The 15,947-nt window shown below is 71.6% G+C and carries 16 protein-coding genes; 9 read left to right on the top strand and 7 right to left on the bottom strand.

From position 1 onward, the window contains the following. The first annotated feature begins 124 nt into the window (after positions 1 to 124). Together pgfA and FHU36_RS36345 are read left to right on the top strand one after the other, a co-directional pair. Complete coding sequence (gene pgfA / locus FHU36_RS36340) at positions 125 to 1,036, top strand: cell envelope lipid trafficking protein PgfA (RefSeq protein WP_185088569.1); 912 nt, start codon at positions 125 to 127, stop codon at positions 1,034 to 1,036. A gap of 183 nt (positions 1,037 to 1,219) precedes the next feature. Beyond that, complete coding sequence (locus tag FHU36_RS36345) at positions 1,220 to 2,326, top strand: NAD(P)H-dependent flavin oxidoreductase (RefSeq protein ID WP_185088570.1); 1,107 nt, start codon at positions 1,220 to 1,222, stop codon at positions 2,324 to 2,326. Between the two features lie 2 nt (positions 2,327 to 2,328). On the opposite strand, the gene FHU36_RS36350 is transcribed toward FHU36_RS36345, so the two are convergent. Genes FHU36_RS36350 through FHU36_RS36360 form a run of 3 tightly spaced genes read right to left on the bottom strand, consistent with a single transcriptional unit; the run spans position 2,329 to position 3,850 of the window. Further along, the gene (locus FHU36_RS36350) at positions 2,329 to 2,733 is read right to left on the bottom strand and encodes a type II toxin-antitoxin system VapC family toxin (protein ID WP_312892081.1); all 405 of its coding nucleotides are present in this window, start codon (positions 2,731 to 2,733) and stop codon (positions 2,329 to 2,331) included. Beyond that, positions 2,726 to 3,001 (bottom strand): type II toxin-antitoxin system Phd/YefM family antitoxin, encoded by a 276-nt coding sequence (locus FHU36_RS36355; protein ID WP_185088572.1) that lies wholly within the window; start codon positions 2,999 to 3,001, stop codon positions 2,726 to 2,728. Before FHU36_RS36355 ends, FHU36_RS36350 begins: the two co-directional genes overlap by 8 nt. A 39-nt stretch (positions 3,002 to 3,040) precedes the next feature. Further along, entirely contained in the window at positions 3,041 to 3,850 is an 810-nt protein-coding gene (locus FHU36_RS36360) for a crotonase/enoyl-CoA hydratase family protein (protein WP_185088573.1), read from the bottom strand. A 196-nt stretch (positions 3,851 to 4,046) separates the two neighbouring features. Here FHU36_RS36360 and FHU36_RS36365 point away from each other — a divergent pair, with 196 nt between their 5' ends. From FHU36_RS36365 to FHU36_RS36385, 5 genes are read left to right on the top strand one after another with little or no spacing between them, the layout of a single operon-like run. Beyond that, positions 4,047 to 5,594, top strand: a complete 1,548-nt coding sequence (locus tag FHU36_RS36365) for an acyl-CoA synthetase (protein WP_185088574.1) — start codon at positions 4,047 to 4,049, stop codon at positions 5,592 to 5,594. 19 nt (positions 5,595 to 5,613) lie between these two features. Further along, positions 5,614 to 6,522, top strand: coding sequence for a Zn-ribbon domain-containing OB-fold protein (locus FHU36_RS36370; protein WP_246503055.1), 909 nt, complete (start codon positions 5,614 to 5,616; stop codon positions 6,520 to 6,522). Beyond that, a complete protein-coding gene (locus FHU36_RS36375; protein WP_185088575.1) occupies positions 6,522 to 7,541 on the top strand; it encodes a thiolase family protein in 1,020 nt (339 codons plus the stop codon). The genes FHU36_RS36370 and FHU36_RS36375 overlap by 1 nt, the downstream gene beginning before the upstream one ends. Beyond that, on the top strand, positions 7,541 to 8,689 hold the full coding sequence (locus FHU36_RS36380; RefSeq protein WP_185088932.1) for a thiolase family protein: 1,149 nt from the start codon (positions 7,541 to 7,543) through the stop codon (positions 8,687 to 8,689). The genes FHU36_RS36375 and FHU36_RS36380 overlap by 1 nt, the downstream gene beginning before the upstream one ends. Continuing rightward, positions 8,689 to 10,275, top strand: a complete 1,587-nt coding sequence (locus FHU36_RS36385; RefSeq protein WP_185088576.1) for an acyl-CoA synthetase — start codon at positions 8,689 to 8,691, stop codon at positions 10,273 to 10,275. Before FHU36_RS36380 ends, FHU36_RS36385 begins: the two co-directional genes overlap by 1 nt. A gap of 52 nt (positions 10,276 to 10,327) precedes the next feature. Here the strand turns inward: FHU36_RS36385 and FHU36_RS36390 are convergent, their stop codons facing one another. Together FHU36_RS36390 and FHU36_RS36395 are read right to left on the bottom strand one after the other, a co-directional pair. Beyond that, complete coding sequence (locus tag FHU36_RS36390) at positions 10,328 to 10,954, bottom strand: LysE family translocator (RefSeq protein ID WP_185088577.1); 627 nt, start codon at positions 10,952 to 10,954, stop codon at positions 10,328 to 10,330. A 21-nt stretch (positions 10,955 to 10,975) separates the two neighbouring features. Next, the gene (locus FHU36_RS36395) at positions 10,976 to 11,842 is read right to left on the bottom strand and encodes a LysR family transcriptional regulator (RefSeq protein ID WP_185088578.1); all 867 of its coding nucleotides are present in this window, start codon (positions 11,840 to 11,842) and stop codon (positions 10,976 to 10,978) included. Positions 11,843 to 11,952: 110 nt separating this feature from the next. On the opposite strand from FHU36_RS36395, the gene FHU36_RS36400 reads away from it, so the two are divergent. Next, positions 11,953 to 12,474, top strand: a complete 522-nt coding sequence (locus FHU36_RS36400; RefSeq protein WP_185088579.1) for a cysteine dioxygenase family protein — start codon at positions 11,953 to 11,955, stop codon at positions 12,472 to 12,474. 18 nt (positions 12,475 to 12,492) lie between these two features. On the opposite strand, the gene FHU36_RS36405 is transcribed toward FHU36_RS36400, so the two are convergent. Both FHU36_RS36405 and FHU36_RS36410 read right to left on the bottom strand, forming a co-directional pair. Next, positions 12,493 to 13,737 carry a hypothetical protein gene (locus tag FHU36_RS36405; protein ID WP_185088580.1) on the bottom strand — a complete coding sequence of 415 codons (1,245 nt, stop codon included), beginning with the start codon at positions 13,735 to 13,737 and terminating at the stop codon, positions 12,493 to 12,495. Positions 13,738 to 13,911: 174 nt separating this feature from the next. Next, positions 13,912 to 14,418 carry a DinB family protein gene (locus FHU36_RS36410; RefSeq protein WP_185088581.1) on the bottom strand — a complete coding sequence of 169 codons (507 nt, stop codon included), beginning with the start codon at positions 14,416 to 14,418 and terminating at the stop codon, positions 13,912 to 13,914. A 184-nt stretch (positions 14,419 to 14,602) separates the two neighbouring features. On the opposite strand from FHU36_RS36410, the gene nhaA reads away from it, so the two are divergent. Continuing rightward, the gene (nhaA, locus tag FHU36_RS36415) at positions 14,603 to 15,919 is read left to right on the top strand and encodes a Na+/H+ antiporter NhaA (protein WP_221497101.1); all 1,317 of its coding nucleotides are present in this window, start codon (positions 14,603 to 14,605) and stop codon (positions 15,917 to 15,919) included. The last annotated feature ends 28 nt before the right edge of the window (positions 15,920 to 15,947 follow it).

A 15,947-nucleotide genomic window follows, 5' to 3' on the forward strand; every position in this document is an offset into this window, starting at 1 on the left:
ACCTGTTTCTATCAATTTGATTGCGGCTCCGTACCGGCCGGTGACGTATGTCACTCACTGTCATACTTTGATGCCGGACGTATCGGCAAGACGACAACAGGTTCTAGGATCGCGGAGGCCTTTGATGGGTCGTATCTCCACGCTCGTCCTCATCGGGGTCGGCGCCTTCTTCATCGCGCTGGCGCCGCTGCTGAAGTTCTGGGCGGCCGAGAAGATCATCTCCGCCCCGGCGGACCAGTTCGGCATCTCGCGCCTGGAGGCCAAGGGGGCCCAGTACTTCTCGCGCCAGGACCTCAAGGTGCTCACCGCCGACCTGGACATCATCGTCACCACCCGCGGTGACGTGAAGGAGGCCAACTCCAGCCGGGTGGTCTGGGACGAGGCCACCGTGGTCAACGACGTGACCAACGGCCGGCGCCAGATCGACCTGAGCGAGCGGCGCAGCGCCTTCGACAAGTACACCGGCGAGGGCCTGAACTGCTGCGGCGTCAACGTCGGCAAGGCTCCCGTGACGCTCGAGGGCCAGATCTACAAGTTCCCCTTCGGCACCGAGAAGAAGACCTACAAGGTCTTCAACTCCACGGCCCAGAAGGCGTTCGACGCGCAGTTCGTCCGCGAGGACTCCGTCAACGGCCTGCCCGTCTACGTCTTCGAGCAGACCGTGCCGCCCACCAAGACGCAGACCCTGACCGCGCCGGCCTCCGTGCTGGGCATGGACGACACCGGTGACGTGCAGGTGGACCGCTGGTACGACGGCAAGGTCACCTTCTGGATCGAGCCCGCCACCGGAGCCCCGGTCAGGCAGGAGCAGCAGCGGCACGAGGTGCTCAAGACCCAGGACGGCGTCGAGCGCTCGCCGGCCTTCGTCGCCACGGCCAAGATGACCGACAAGACCGTGGACGGGCTGGTCGCCTCGGCCCAGGAGGGCAAGAGCCAGATCAACCTGCTGACGACCGTCATCCCGCTCGTGCTGCTCGTCGTGGGCGTCGCCCTGGTGCTGCTCGGCGTCCTGCTGGGCCGCCGCAGCACGACCTGACCCCCGCAGTCCCCACCGCAGTCCACGAGGGCCCGCCGCCGTGCGGGCCCTCTCGTGTGCCCGGCCGCCGTCACAGCCGGTAACTAGAACAGGTTCCCACTCTATGTTACTGGTCGGTACCGACAAAAGGTTCTAGAGTAGAACGCGTTGCAGTTCGCCGTTGTCGCGACGTATTGTCAGGCCATGCGGACACGTGTCACGGACATGTTCGGAATCGAGTTGCCCATCTTCGCGTTCAGCCACTGCCGCGACGTGGTCGCCGCGGTCAGCCGGGCCGGCGGGATGGGCGTGCTCGGCGCGCTCTACTTCACCCCCGAAGAGCTCGAGATGGAGCTCAAGTGGATCGACGACCACGTGGACGGCAGGCCGTACGGCGTCGACGTGGTCATGCCCGCCTCCTACGAGGGGGCCGAGTTCGCGGCCGACGAGCTGGTCGGGCGGCTGCAGGCGATGATCCCCGAAGGGCACCGGCGCTTCGTGGCGGACCTGCTGGCCTCCCACGGTGTGCCGCCGCTGTCGTCCGACGCCGACGCGGGCAAGGTCCTGCTCGGCTGGACCGACGCCACGGCCCGCCCGCAGGTGGAGGTGGCGCTCAGGCATCCCATCGCGCTGCTGGCCAACGCCCTCGGCCCGCCCCCGGCGGACGTGGTCGAGCTGGCCCACGCGCACGGGGTCAAGGTCGCCGCCCTGGCCTCCACCCCGCGCCACGCGCTCAAGCAGGTCGAGGTGGGCGTGGACGTCGTGGTCGCCCAGGGCACCGAGGCCGGCGGGCACACGGGTGAGATCACCACCATGGTGCTCATCCCTCAGGTCGTGGACGCGGTGGACGTGCCGGTGCTCGCCGCCGGGGGCATCGGCAACGGCCGCCAGATGGCCGCCGGTATGGCGCTCGGCGCCGAGGGTGTCTGGACGGGCTCGCTGTGGCTGACGGTCGAGGAGGCCGACACGCCCGAGATGGCCAAGCGCCGCATCCTGCAGGCCACCTCCCGCGACACGGTCCGCTCCCGGAGCTGGACCGGCAAACCCGCCCGGCTGCTCAGGAACGAGTGGACCGACGCCTGGGAGTCACAGGAGTCGCCGGGGACGCTGCCGATGCCGCTGCAGTTCATGCTGGTGTCCGACGCCCTGCGCCGCATCGGCCGCTCGGACGTCTCGGAGCTCGCCACCTTCCCCGCCGGGCAGATCATCGGCATCACCAACCAGGTGCGCTCCACGCGCGACGTCATGTACGCCCTCGTGGAGGAGTACACGGAGGCCCTGGACCGCCTCGGCCGCGTCACGGACGCCTGACCTCACACGGGAACGACGGTCACCAGATCCGCCAGGCCGACGAAGTCGTCGGTGTTCCGCGTGTAGAACGGCAGCCCCCGGCTGGAGGCGATGGCGGCGATCATCAGGTCGACGCGCCGCGGTCGGGGGTCGCGCTTGGCGGCGAGCGTGAGCGCGACGAGGCTCCCGTACCGGGACGCGGCGTCGGCGTCGAAGGGGAGAGGCTCGAAGTCGCCCACGGCGGAACCCAGCTTTTCCAGGCGGGCGGCCCTGACGGCCGCCGATTTGGCCATCGCGACACCCTGGTGAAGTTCGGCGAGCGTGATGGCCGTGATCTCCGGGAGTGCCGGAAGGGCGTCTGCGGAGAGGTCGGCCAGGTCGATGAAGACGCAGGTGTCGATGACTCCTCGGGGGTGCCGCTCAGGCACGGCGCCGCTCCCAGGGATCATCGCCGATGATCTCCTCGTCGCCGAAGAGGTCGTCCGCCTCGCGGCGCATGGCGGCGTAGTCGACCCGCGGGAGCTGTCGATGCTTCGCCACGAGCTCTTCGGCGCTGAGCCGGCGGTGGCGCGGCAGCGGACGGAGCTCCGCCACCTCAACCCCGTTCCGGGTGATGTGGAAGGTCTCGCCTGCTTCCACCTGATTCATGACGGCAGCGGAGTCGTTGCGGAACTCCCGTTGCGTGATGACCTTCATGCCTCCACTGTAGCGCGGTGTAGCCCCACGGGCTACGCGTCAGCGGCCCTCGTAGGTGGCCGGGCGCTTCTCCTTGAAGGCGCGGGTGCCCTCGCGGGCGTCGGCCGAGCCGATCACCGGCCAGCCGAGCTCGTCCGAGACCTTGAGCGCCTCCGGCTCCGGCAGGCCGAGCGTGTCGCGGTAGGTGCGCAGGATCGCCTGGACGGCGAGCGGTCCCGAGGCGGCCACGTCGACGGCGACCTCCAGGGCCACGGTCAGCGCCCGCCCGTCGGGGACCACCCGGTTGACCAGCCCCATCGACAGCGCCTCGGCGGCGGTCACGGCGCGGCCGGTGAGGAGGAGGTCCATGGCGTGGCAGTAGGGGATCTGGCGGGGCAGCCGGACGGCGCTGCCACCCATGGGGAACAGGGCGCGTTTGGCCTCGAACAGCCCAAGCGTGGCCGACTCGGCCACGATCCGCAGGTCCGTGCCGACGAGCAGTTCGGTGCCGCCCGCCACCGCGTAGCCCTCCACCGCGCAGACGATCGGTTTGGTGGGCAGCTCCTCGCGCAGCAGTCCCTTCCAGTGGAAGTTGGGGATCCGCGCCGCGCGGGCCTGCACGTCGGGGTCCGCGGACGGCTGTCCCATCGCCTTGAGGTCGGCGCCCGCGCAGAACGTGCCCGCCGCGCCGGTCAGCACGGCCACCCGGACGTCGTGCTCGGCCGACACGTACGCCCAGGCGGAGGCGAGGCCGACCAGCATGTCCGAGGAGAGCGCGTTGCGGGCCTCGGGGCGGTTCATGGTGACGACCACCACGTGGCCGTCGCGTTCGACGCGGCAGTGGGGGGTGCTGATCGGCAGGAGCTCCACGGACGCCTCCACAGGAACGTGTATCAAGCGCTTGCTAGGTAACGGGATTGTACTCCCGGAAGTTCCCGGTGGAACGCTTAATCAAGCGCTTGCTCCGGCCTCGCGGGCGGGTTACGCTGCCCTGGCAAACAAGAACTTGTTCTCGTTTCACCCTTCCTGGGCAGGCCGGTGACTCGACCACCGACGAGGAGATCCCATGGGCACGCTCGGATTCTGGAGGCTGGCGCAGGCGGATCCGGAGTGGATCGCCGCCGTGGACCCCGACGGCACGGAGCACCGGGCCGGCGACCTGCTCGCCCGCTGCAACCGGCTCGTCCACGGCCTGCGCGAGCTGGGGCTGCGGCCGGGAGACGGCATCTGCGGCCTCATGCCCAACGGGGTGGACGGGCTCGTGCTCTACCTCGCCGCCCTGCAGGCCGGCTGGTACTACACGCCGGTCAACTGGCACCTGACCGGGCCGGAGATCGCCTACATCGTGGCCGACAGCGAGGCCAAGGCGTTCTTCGTGCACCCGAGACACGCCGCCGAGGGCACGCGCGGAGCCGAGGCCATCGCGCCGGAGCGCCGCTTCGCCGTACCGGGCGACATCCCGGGCTTCCGCCCGATCGGCGAGCTGACGGACGGCCGGCCGGACACCGCGCCCGCCGACCGGACCGCCGGCGCCACCATGCACTACACCTCCGGCACCACCGGCAAGCCCAAGGGAGTGCGCCGCCCGCTCAGCGGCCTCGACCCTGACGACGGCGCCGAGCTGATGACGGGGCTGCTGGCGCTGTTCGGCATCACGCCGGGGCGGCCCAACGCCCACCTCGTCACCTCGCCCAGCTACCACACCGCCGTCACCCAGTTCGGCGGCACGGCCCTGCACATGGGTCACACGCTCGTCTACATGGACAGGTGGGACGCCGAGGAGACGCTGCGGCTCTGCGAGCGACACCGGATCACCAACTCGCACCTGGTCCCCACCCACTTCAAGCGCCTGCTCGCCCTCCCCGAGGAGACCCGCGACCGGTACGACCTGTCGTCGTTGCGCTGGATGATCCACGCCGCCGCCCCCTGCCCGGTGCCGGTCAAGCGCGCGATGCTCGACTGGTGGGGCGACTGCGTCTACGAGTACTACGCGGCCACCGAGGGCGGCGGCACCCTGGCCACCCCCCAGGACTGGAGGGCGCACCCGGGCACGGTCGGCAAGGCCTGGCCGATCAGCGAACTGCTCATCGTGGACGACACCGGCGAGCCGGTGCCGACCGGCACCCCCGGCACGATCTACATGAAGATGCTCGGCGTGTCCTTCGAGTACAAGGGCGACCCGGCCAAGACCGAGGCGAGCCGGCTCAAGGACCACTTCACCGTCGGCGACATCGGCTACCTGGACGACGACGGCTTCCTCTACCTGTGTGACCGCAAGGCCGACATGATCATCTCGGGTGGGGCCAACATCTACCCCGCCGAGATCGAGAACGAGATCATGGTCCATCCCAAGGTCGCGGACGTGGCGGTGTTCGGCATCCCCGACGACGAGTGGGGAGAGCAGATCAAGGCCGTGGTCGAGCCCGCGCCCGGAGCCGAGCCGGGGCCCGAACTGGCGGCCGAGATCCTCGCCTCGCTGGAGGGGCGGCTGGCCAGGATGAAGTGGCCCAAGACGATCGACTTCATCGCCGAGATGCCCCGCGAGCCCAACGGCAAGCTGCTCAAACGCAAGCTCCGCGCGCCGTACTGGGAGGGGCGCGAGCGTGCCATCTGAACGAACGGAAGGTCGCCCGTTGCCACCACATGAGACGGACGAGCCGCTGGTCGCCCGGCACGTGCTGGAGTTCCCCGGCGGCTACACCCGCACGACCGGGCCGGTGATCGGCAGGTTCCTGACCGAGTTGCGCGCCGGCCGCGTCGTGGGCGTGCGGACGGCGGAGGGGCGGGTGCTGGTGCCGCCCCTGGAGTACGACCCGGCGACCGGCGACGCCGTCACGGACGAGTACGTCGAGGTCGGCCCGGCCGGGGCGGTCACCGCGGCGGCCTGGGTGCCCGAGCCGCGCGCCGGCCACCCGCTCGACCGGCCGTTCGCCTGGGCCCTGATCAGGCTCGACGGCGCCGACACCGCGCTCGTGCACGCCGTGGACGCCGGCAACCCCAAGGCGCTGCGGCCCGGCACCCGTGTCTGGCCGGTCTGGCGGCAAAACCGTACGGGCCACATCACCGACATCTCCCACTTCGCGCCCGAAGTGACGCGGATCGTCTCGCCGGTCCGGCCTGAGTACCGCATCCAGGCAGGCGGCGCCCTGCGCGTCTTCCTCGACGGGGTCAGGCGCGGCGTCTTCCTCGGCGGCCGGTGCGCCACCTGCGCCAAGGTGTACGTGCCCTACCGGGCCTCCTGCCCCGAGTGCGGCGGCGCCATGGAGGAGCCGGTCGAGCTGCCCGACACCGGCACCATCACCACGTTCGCCATCAACAACCTGCCCGACCCGCGTGCCCCCGAGGTGCCCTTCGTCTCGGCGTACATCCTGCTCGACGGCGCCGACATCCCCATGATCGCCCTCGTCGGCGGGGTGCCCGCGCACGAGGTGCGGCAGGGCATGCGGGTGCGCGCCGAGTGGCTGCCCGAGAGTGAGCGGACGCTGTCCATGGCGAACGTCCGGTGGTTCACCCCCACCGGCGAACCCGACGCGGAGCTGTGATGAGAGACGTGGCGATCGTCGCCTTCGCCCAGACCCGCCACACCGGCCACGACACCGGCCTGTCCGAGACCGAGCTGATCCTCCCCGTGATCAACGAGGTCAAGGAGCGCACCGGCCTGCGCAGGTTCGGCTTCACCTGCTCGGGGAGCTGCGACTACCTCGCCGGGGCGCCGTTCTCGTTCGTCGCGGCGCTCGACGCGCTCGGTGCCTGGCCGCCGATCTCCGAGAGCCACGTGGAGATGGACGGCGCCTGGGCGCTGTACGAGGCGTGGGTGCGGCTCCAGCACGGCGACGTCGACTCGGCGCTGGTCTACGGCTTCGGCAAGTCGTCGCTGGGCGACCTGCGCACGATCATGACGCTCCAGCTCGACCCGTACTACCTGGAGCCGCTGGGCCTGGACCAGCTCTCCGTCGCCGCCCTGCAGGCCGCCGCCCTGGGCGCGGACCGCGCCGAGCTCGACGAGATCGTCCGGCGCAGCCGGGCCGACGGCCGGGCCAACCCGTACGCGCTGGACCTGCCGGCGGAGATCCCCGACGGCTTCGCGGTCGAACCGCTGAAGACCTGCGACATCGCGCCGATCACCGACGGCGCCGCCGCGGTGGTGCTCGCGGCCGGTGATCTCGCCGCGCGACTGTGCGAGCGTCCCGCCCACATCAGGGGCATCGCGCATCGCACAGAGCCCCACTACCTGGGTATGCGGGATCTCGCCCGGTCGGCCTCCGCGGCCGAGGCCGCACGAGCCGCGGGCGCCGGCAAGGGCCCGATCGAGGTGGCCGAGCTGCACGCGCAGTTCGCCCACGAGGAGCTCATCCTGCGCCGCGCGCTGGAGCTCCCCGGCGACACGATCGTCAACCCGTCCGGCGGCCCGCTCGCCGCCAACCCCGTCATGGCCACCGGCCTCATCCGCCTCGGCGAGGCCGCCCGGCGCATCCACGACGGCACCGCCTCGCGCGCCGTCGGCCACGCCGCGAGCGGCCCCTGCCTGCAGCACAACCTCGTCACCGTCCTGGAGGCATGATGGGCCACCGCTGTGCGGTCATCGGCGTCGGGCAGACGCGCTACACGACCAAGCGCCGCGACGTGTCGATCGCCGGGCTGGTGCGTGAGGCCGCGCTGCGCGCCCTGGAGGACGCCGGGCTGACGTTCAGGGACATCGACGCCGTCGTCATCGGCAAGGCGCCCGACCTGTTCGAGGGCGTCATGATGCCGGAGGCGTACCTCGCCGACGCGCTCGGCGCGGCCGGCAAGCCGATGATGCGGGTGCACACCGCGGGCAGCGTCGGCGGGTCCACCGCCCTGGTCGGGGCGAGCCTGATCCAGGGCGGCGTGCACGACCGGGTGCTGGTGGTGGCGTTCGAGAAGCAGTCGGAGTCCAACGCCACCTGGGCCCTGTCCACGCACCTGCCGTTCAGCGCCTCCCTCGTGGTCGGCGCCGGCGGCTACTTCGCCCCGCACATCCGCGAGTACATGCGCCGCACCGGCGCCCCCGGCCACATCGGCACGCTCGTGGCCGTCAAGGACCGGCTCAACGCGCTCCGGAACCCCTACGCCCACCTGAGGATCCCCGGTATCGACCGGGCGATGGTCGAGTCGACGCCGATGCTGTGGGAGCCGATCCGCTACCTGGAGACCTGCCCGTCCAGCGACGGCGCCTGCGCCATGGTGCTGTCGTCGGAGTCCGGGATCACCGGCACGCCCGCGTGGATCCACGGCACCGCCATGCGCTCCGAGCCGATCTTCCGGGCGGGCCGCGACACGGTCAACCCGCAGGCCGGCAAGGACTGCGCCGCCGACGTCTACCGGCAGGCCGGCGTCACCGACCCGCGACGGCAGATCGACGTGGCCGAGGTGTACGTGCCCTTCTCCTGGTACGAGCCGATGTGGCTGGAGAACCTCGGCTTCGCCCCGGAGGGCGAGGGCTGGAAGCTCACCGAGTCCGGGGCCACGGCGCTCGACGGCGACATCCCGTGGAACGCCTCCGGCGGCGTGCTGTCCAGCAATCCGATCGGCGCCTCCGGCCTGATCAGGTTCGCCGAGGCCGCCCTCCAAGTGCGCGGGACGGCGGGGGAGCACCAGGTGGACGGCGCCCGGCTGGCGCTCGGCCACGCCTACGGCGGGGGAGCCCAGTTCTTCGCGATGTGGATCGTCGGACGGGAGAAGCCCTGATGGAGTTCAACCACGCAGACCTGTTCGAGGGATTGGCCGACGCGATCGGGGACCGGGTGGCCGTGGTCTGCGGCGAGGAGCGGCGCACCTACGCCGAGCTCGACGCCGAGGCCAACCGGCTCGCGCACTTCCTGCTCGACCGCGGCGTCGAGCCGGGCCAGCACGTCGGCCTGCAGCTCTACAACGGCATCGAGTACGTCGCCGGGCTGCTGGCCGCCCTGAAGATCCGCGCCGTGCCGATCAACGTCAACTACCGGTACGTCGAGGCCGAGCTGCTCTACCTCTACCGCGACTCCGACATCCGCGCGCTGCTCTACGACGTGGAGTTCGACGCCCGGGTGGCCGCCGTGGCCGGGGAGGCGCCCCTGCTGCGGCACCTGGTGGCCGTCGGCGGCGAGCCGGCCGTCGCCGGGGCGGTGCCGTACTGGATGGCGCTGGAGAGCGGTAAGGACGAGCGGGACTTCGCGCCACGCTCCGGCAAGGACGTCTACATCATCTACACCGGCGGCACCACCGGCATGCCGAAGGGCGCGATGTGGCACTCCGAGGACCTGTTCATGGCCTTCGGCGGCGGCAACCCGTACGGCGAGCCGCGCGCCACCCCGCAGGAGGTGATCGACGCGGCGGCCGGGTCCGGCCCGATGGTGATGATGGCGGTGCCGCCGCTGATGCACGGGGCCGCGCAGATGGCCACGTTCATCGCCTGGTGGATGGGCGCGACCATGGTGTACGTGCGCCGGTTCGACCCGGCCGACGTATGGCGGACGGTCGCGAGGGAGAAGGTGTTCACGATGAACATCACCGGTGACGCCATGGCCCGGCCGCTCTCCGACGACCTCGCGGGCGGCGGCCACGACGTGTCGTCGCTGGGGGTGATCAGCTCCACGGGCGCCATCCTGACCGGGGCGGTCCGCGACCGGCTCCAGGAGCTGCTGCCCAACGTCATGATCCTCGACAACTTCGGCTCCACCGAGTCGGGCTTCACCGCCTCCGGCGTGGCCGGCTCCTCGCCCGAGAAGGGCCTGCGCTACCAGCCCAACGCAACGGCCCGCCTCGCGGTGCTGGACGAGAAGCTGCGGCCGGTCGAGCCGGGCTCCGGCCGGCTCGGCACCGTCGCCAAGGCGGGGCGGATCGCGTTCGGTTACTACAACGACCCCGGCAAGACCGACCGCACGTTCGTCACCGGCGAGGACGGCACGCGGTGGCTGCTGACCGGCGACCTGGCCTCCGTCGAGACCGACGGCACCGTGAACGTCTTCGGCCGCGGCTCGCAGTGCATCAACACCGGCGGGGAGAAGGTCTTCCCCGAGGAGGTCGAGGCCGTGCTGAAGGGGCATCCGGCCGTGTTCGACGCGGTCGTCACCGGGGTGCCCGACGAGCGGTGGGGGAGCAGGGTGGCGGCCGTGGTCGAGCCCCGGGAGGGCGCCGAGGTCACCGCCGGGGAACTGGACGCGCACTGCCGGCGGTTGCTGTCGGGCTACAAGGTGCCGCGCACGTACGCGTTCGTGGCGGAGATGGTCCGCTCGCCGGCGGGCAAGGCGGACTACAGGTGGGCCCGGCGGACGGTCGAGGCCGCCGACTCCTGAGTCGGCCGCCTCCGCCCACCGCCTGGGCCGCCACCGGCTGATCCCGGGGCGGTCAGGCCTTCTCGCCGGTGAGCCAGGCGGCCAGGCCGAGGTAGACGACGCCGCTGCCGACGTCGAGGCGGCGGCGGGCGCGGACGGAGCCGCGGATCCGCCCGGCCAGCGTCGAGGCCAGCATGGCGTAGGTGCCGTCGGAGGCCATGCCGAGCACGATCCAGACCACGCCGAGCACCAGGATCTGCGCCGCGACGGGCCCGGCGGCGGGGTCGGTGAACTGCGGCAGGAACGCCAGGAAGAAGATCGCCGTCTTCGGGTTGAGCACGTTGACCACGAACCCCTCCCAGAACATCCGCCGCCGCGAGTGCTCCCCGACCTCGACCGCCTCCTCGGCGCCGCCCCGCCGCAGCAGCTTGCGCGCCCCGAGCCAGACCAGGTAGGCGACGCCCACCCACTTGACCACGGTGAACGCGGTCGCCGAGGCGGCCAGCAGCGCGCTGACCCCGAGCGCAGCGGCGGCCACGTGCACCAGCGAGCCCGCGTGCACGCCGAGGACGGAGACGAGGCCGGCGGACCTGCCCTGCGCGACGCTGCGGGTGACGATGAACAGCACGGCGGGCCCCGGCACCACGAGCAGGGCGAGGGTGGCCGCGGCGAAGAGCGAGAGCGTCACGAGGTCGGGCATGGGGCCATCCTCGCACGGGGGTCAAAGGCTTTTCGCGAGCGCGGCGAGCAGGGCCTGGGTGGCCGGCGGGTGGGGCGGTTCGCCGTACACGGCGGCGTAGACGTGCCTGGTGGAGCCGGGGATCTCGGTGGTGGCCACCCCGGGGTGGCGGTGCGCGCGCAGGGCCAGCCCCGGCAGCAGCGTCACCCCCATGCCGGCGGCGACCAGCGCCTGGACGGCCACGATGTCGTCGCTGGTGAACGACAGCCGCGGCTGGAACCCGGCCTTGGCACAGATGTCGAGCAGGTGGCTGCGGCACCGGTCGCAGCCCGCGATCCACTCCGAGCCGGCGTGCCCGGCCAGCCCGTCCGACGGCCGGCCGGGCGGGGTCACCAGGTAGCTGGGGTCGTCGAACAGGTGGACCATCGAGATGCCGTTGTCCTCCGGCGCCGTGTCGTCGTAGCGGAAGATCACGGCCACGTCGATCCGGCCGGAGCGCAGCAACCGCAGCGCCTCGGGCGGCTCGGTCTCCGTCAGGTCCAGCCGCAGACCGGGATGGCCGCGTGACAGCCGGACGGCCGCCTCGGGGACGAACGTGCCGATCGCGGAGGGGAAGGCCGCCAGGCGGACCCGGCCCGAGTGCAGGCCGACGTGGGCGGCCAATTCGTCGGCGGTGGCGTCGAGGCGGCTGATGATGTCGGCGGCCCGCTCGGCGAGCAGCCGCCCGGCCTCGGTCAGCCGGATGCCGCGCCCGGCGCGCTGGATGAGCTTGGCGCCGGTCTCGGCTTCGAGGCGGGCCAGGTGGTGGCTGACCGAGGGCTGCGAGTAGTGCAGGTCCTTGGCGGCCGCGGTCAGCGAGCCCCGGCGGGCGACGGCGACGAGGACGCGGAGCCGTACGACGTCCAGCATCCATCAAGTCTATCTATGAGTGAGCCACAGAACATTTGTTGGACCTATGGGTTGTTCCGTAGCACCGTGGAGGGGGAACGCATATAAACGTCTTTCCCTAGGGGGATACCATGAAATCGGCCATCGCGCGGCCGGGCCTGGACGACCTCGTTTCCGGCATCGCCGCCATCACCGGGAAGGGGCTCGCCGGCCGCGCCACCGCGTACGCCGTCGCCGGCCTGCTCCGCGACCGCCTGCACACGCTCGATCTGCTCACGCCGGAGGAACACGCCGGCTCGCCCGACGGATACGTCTCGCAGGTCCTCTACGCCCAGGAGGACTTCTCCGTCGTGGCCGTCGTGTGGCGGCCCGGCCAGGGCACGGCCATCCACGACCACGTGTCGTGGTGCGCGTTCGGCGTCATCAGCGGAGTCGAGCACGAGACCCTCTACCGCGACATGGGCGACCACCTGGTGGAGATCGGCCGGGCCGACAACCGGCCCGGCGACGTCAGCGGCTTCGCGCCGCCCGGCGACATCCACCGGGTGCGCAACACCAGCGCCGAGGTCGGCGTCTCGGTGCACGTCTACGGCGCCGACGTGGGCAGGCTGGGCAGCAGCGTCCGCCGCGTGTACGACCTGCCGGTCCGCTGACCTCCGCCTACGCCGCCCCTAGACCTCGACCATGGGGAAGTCCTGCGCCGGCACGCCCTCCGGCCGCGAGGGCTGCGGCTGCCCGTTCATGCCCGCGTACAGCACCGCGCCCATCACGCCGACGAGCATGGTGTGCAGGACCATGATGGTCATGGTCAGCTTGCGCCCGATGACCTCCTGCAGACCCAGGGCGGCCACGGGGTTGATCGTGTAGCTCAGGCGGGCGCAGAGCAACCACATGACCTCCGCCACGGTCAGCGCGAAGGCCAGGTCGTGCACGTAGTTGAGGATCTCCACCGCCTGCGCCAGGTCGTAGGCGTGCGCGACGGCGAGGTCGGTGAGTTGGATGCCGGCGGTCATGAAGGCGCGCAGCTTCTTGTCGGCCGCCTCCATGGCCTCACCTGCCCAGGCGGCGGCCAGGGCCTCCCTGCCCGTGGGGTCGCCGGCTCCGAAGACGTCGTCCAGCTCCCGCGCCATGTTGGCCCAGTAGTCGACGTGGTTGTCCAGAGCCTCGTCGCTGCGGACCACGGCGGACGCCCAGAGCATCGCGCCCATGGCCGCGGTGAACGACATGCCCCCGGCGACCTTGAGCATCGCGGCGGTGCGGCTGCTCTGCAGCGCGGCCTTCGACTTGACCGCCCCGTCCATGCGCTTGTTGGCGTGATCCTTCTCCTGCCACGTGCGTGCCTTGTCCATCTCGCGGTAGGCGGCCCGGATGCCGTCGTCGTCGCGGTAACGCCAGAGGGGGTTGCCCGTCGCCAGCCTGCGGTCCAGGTACAGGGCGCCCAGCGCGCCGGCGCCCGAGCCGGCGAGCAGCGTGTACGCCTGCCAGGCCTTGTCGTACGACGGCGGCCCGAACAGGGGATTGGCGGTGGAGAAGGAATGGCCGTTGTCCTGGAGCAGAGCGTAGTCGGGAGAGCCGTCCCAGGTGTCCTTCAGCGCCAGCATCGCCCGCACGCTCGCGTGCTCGGCCTGGGCGTAGCCGTCCTTGTTGGTGGTGACCACCTTCGACATGTTCGATGCGGACCGGACGCCACGCAGCAGGCGCTCGCGGAAGTCGCCGAAGCTGTTGTTGTAGCGCAGGCGCGCCGCCTCGCCGACCAGCCCGAGGGCGCCCAGCGGCAGCCCGGACGCCGCGTACACGTCACTGCTCGTGCCGCCGCCCATCCCGTGGAGTTGGAGCAGCGCCTCGGAAGCTTGCTGGAGATCGACAGCCGAGCGATCGAGGCCCGCACCGCGTACGTGGAGTGGCTTGTCCGTCACGAGAAGATCGTCAGGTCAGCCAGGTCCTTGAGTGGTGGATCACCGCGAACGTAGCAAAATTGTGATCAAAGGTAACCAGCGAGACGGTCGGCCGGCTCGGCGGGGCGGGCCGGCATCGGGGCGTGACCGCCATCGATCTCGTCCGACCTTCCCGCGGCCGGGTAGGGCGGCCCGTCACTCGCCGGTGACGCCGTCGATGCGCTCGCGGAGCAGGTCGGCGTGCCCGTTGTGGCGCGCGTACTCCTCGATCATGTGCACGAGGATCCAGCGGTGGGTGCAGTCCTGGCCATGGCGCCGCCTCTTGCCCACGGCGTCCAGGGGGAGCGCGGCCGACAGCGTGCGGGCGTGCTCGATCTCCGCCTGCCAGGTGGCGAACGCCTCCTCGGCCGAGGCGGTGTCCACGTCGTCGAAGTCGGCGTCGACGCGCTGGTCCTTGCCCCACAGCCGGGGCACGTCCTCGTCGTTCAGGATGTGCCGGAACCAGGCCCGTTCGACGTGCGCCATGTGCCTGACCAGGCCGAGCAGCGACATCGATGACGGTGGGGCGCTACGCAGGCGCAGTTGTTCCTCGCTCAGGCCGGCGCACTTGACGGCGAGCGTGCCGCGATGCCATTCGAGCCAGTTGTTCAGCACCGTGCGCTCGTCACCGGTGAGGGGCGGTGGAATGCGGTCGTCGGTCATGGACGGCAACGTATCCGGTGGCGGGCCCGCCACACACATGGGTTATCCGTGGCGGGGTAGGGGCGACCTTGCCGGTGACCGGCAAGCAGACCTGCCGCAACACTGCGCGCCGGCCGCGTTGTGACGGGGGCCGGCGACCCGGCAGGCTGGTGTCATATCTCTGCCGCCTTCCTGGAGCATGTTCATGATCAATGGTGTTCGCCGCACCCTGTTCGACCGGGGCTCGTGGGCCGAGGCCGGCCGCATCGCCGGCATCCTCCGCAAGGAGACCATCGGCGGCGCGCTCCTGCTGGCCGGCGCGGCGGCCGCACTGATCTGGGCGAACTCCCCCTGGTCGGCCGGGTACGAGGCGCTGCGCGGCGTCACCGTCGGCCCGGCGGCGCTGCACCTGGACCTCGACCTGGCGACCTGGGCCGCCGACGGGCTGCTGGCGATCTTCTTCTTCGTGGCGGGGCTGGAGCTCAAACGGGAGTTCGTCGCCGGTGACCTGCGCCACGTGCGGCGGGCCGCCGTCCCGGTCGCCGCCGCCTTCGGCGGGGTGCTCGTCCCCGCCGCGCTCTACCTGCTCGTGACCCGTGGCACCAGCGGCGCCGCGGCCGGCTGGGCGATCCCCACGGCCACCGACATCGCGTTCGCGCTGGCGGTCCTCGCGGTGGTCGGCAGATTCCTGCCCACGGCGTTGCGCACCTTCCTGCTCACCCTCGCCGTGGTCGACGACCTCATCGCGATCGTCATCATCGCGCTGTTCTACACCAGTGACCTGGCGCCGGTCCCGCTGCTGGCCGCGCTGGCGCCGCTGGCGGCCTTCACCGCGCTGGTGCAGCGCCGGGTGCGCTCCTGGTGGTTGCTGCTGCCCCTGGCGTTCGCCGTCTGGGCCCTCGTGCACGCCTCCGGGGTGCACGCCACCGTCGCCGGGGTGCTGCTGGGGTTCGCCGTGCCCGTCCTGCGCAGCCGGCGCGCGGGCGGCCCGGAGGCGGGCCCGGGGCTGGCCGAGCACTTCGAGCACCTGTTCCGGCCCCTCTCGGCCGGGGTGGCCGTGCCCCTCTTCGCGTTCCTGTCGGCCGGTGTGACCCTGGGCGGGCTGAGCGGGCTCGCCACCGCCCTGAGCGACCCGATCGCCATCGGCATCGTCGCCGGGCTGGTCGTCGGCAAGCCGATCGGCATCATGGTGGCCACCTGGCTGGTGGCCCGCTTCACCCGGGCCCACCTCGACGAGGGGCTCGCCTGGGTGGACGTGCTGGGCCTGGCCATCCTGTCCGGCGTCGGCTTCACGGTGTCGCTGCTCATCGGCGAGCTGGCCTTCGGCATCGGCACCGAACGAGACGCGCACGTCAAGCTGGCCGTGCTGGCCGGGTCGCTGGCCGCCACGCTGATCGCCGCGGTCATCCTGCGCCTGCGCGGCCGGGTGTACCGGCGCATCCACGAGATCGAGACCGCCGACCTCGACCGCGACCGCGTCCCCGACGTCTACCAGCAGTCCGCGGCGACGGACCGGGCCTGACCGGGCACCCGCCCGGCCTGCCGGGTCA

Source organism: Nonomuraea muscovyensis (assembly GCF_014207745.1).
Classification (GTDB): Bacteria; Actinomycetota; Actinomycetes; order Streptosporangiales; family Streptosporangiaceae; genus Nonomuraea; species Nonomuraea muscovyensis.

Bases quoted from the DNA above. Each gene is read 5' to 3' on its own strand.
- FHU36_RS36355 (WP_185088572.1), bottom strand. From the start codon at position 3,001: ATGAAGGTCATCACGCAACGGGAGTTCCGCAACGACTCCGCTGCCGTC.
- FHU36_RS36410 (WP_185088581.1), bottom strand. From the start codon at position 14,418: ATGACCGACGACCGCATTCCACCGCCCCTCACCGGTGACGAGCGCACG.
- FHU36_RS36400 (WP_185088579.1), top strand. From the start codon at position 11,953: ATGAAATCGGCCATCGCGCGGCCGGGCCTGGACGACCTCGTTTCCGGC.
- FHU36_RS36395 (WP_185088578.1), bottom strand. From the start codon at position 11,842: ATGCTGGACGTCGTACGGCTCCGCGTCCTCGTCGCCGTCGCCCGCCGG.
- FHU36_RS36385 (WP_185088576.1), top strand. From the start codon at position 8,689: ATGGAGTTCAACCACGCAGACCTGTTCGAGGGATTGGCCGACGCGATC.
- pgfA (WP_185088569.1), top strand. From the start codon at position 125: ATGGGTCGTATCTCCACGCTCGTCCTCATCGGGGTCGGCGCCTTCTTC.
- FHU36_RS36375 (WP_185088575.1), top strand. From the start codon at position 6,522: ATGAGAGACGTGGCGATCGTCGCCTTCGCCCAGACCCGCCACACCGGC.
- FHU36_RS36345 (WP_185088570.1), top strand. From the start codon at position 1,220: ATGCGGACACGTGTCACGGACATGTTCGGAATCGAGTTGCCCATCTTC.
- FHU36_RS36380 (WP_185088932.1), top strand. From the start codon at position 7,541: ATGGGCCACCGCTGTGCGGTCATCGGCGTCGGGCAGACGCGCTACACG.
- FHU36_RS36390 (WP_185088577.1), bottom strand. From the start codon at position 10,954: ATGCCCGACCTCGTGACGCTCTCGCTCTTCGCCGCGGCCACCCTCGCC.
- FHU36_RS36365 (WP_185088574.1), top strand. From the start codon at position 4,047: ATGGGCACGCTCGGATTCTGGAGGCTGGCGCAGGCGGATCCGGAGTGG.
- nhaA (WP_221497101.1), top strand. From the start codon at position 14,603: ATGATCAATGGTGTTCGCCGCACCCTGTTCGACCGGGGCTCGTGGGCC.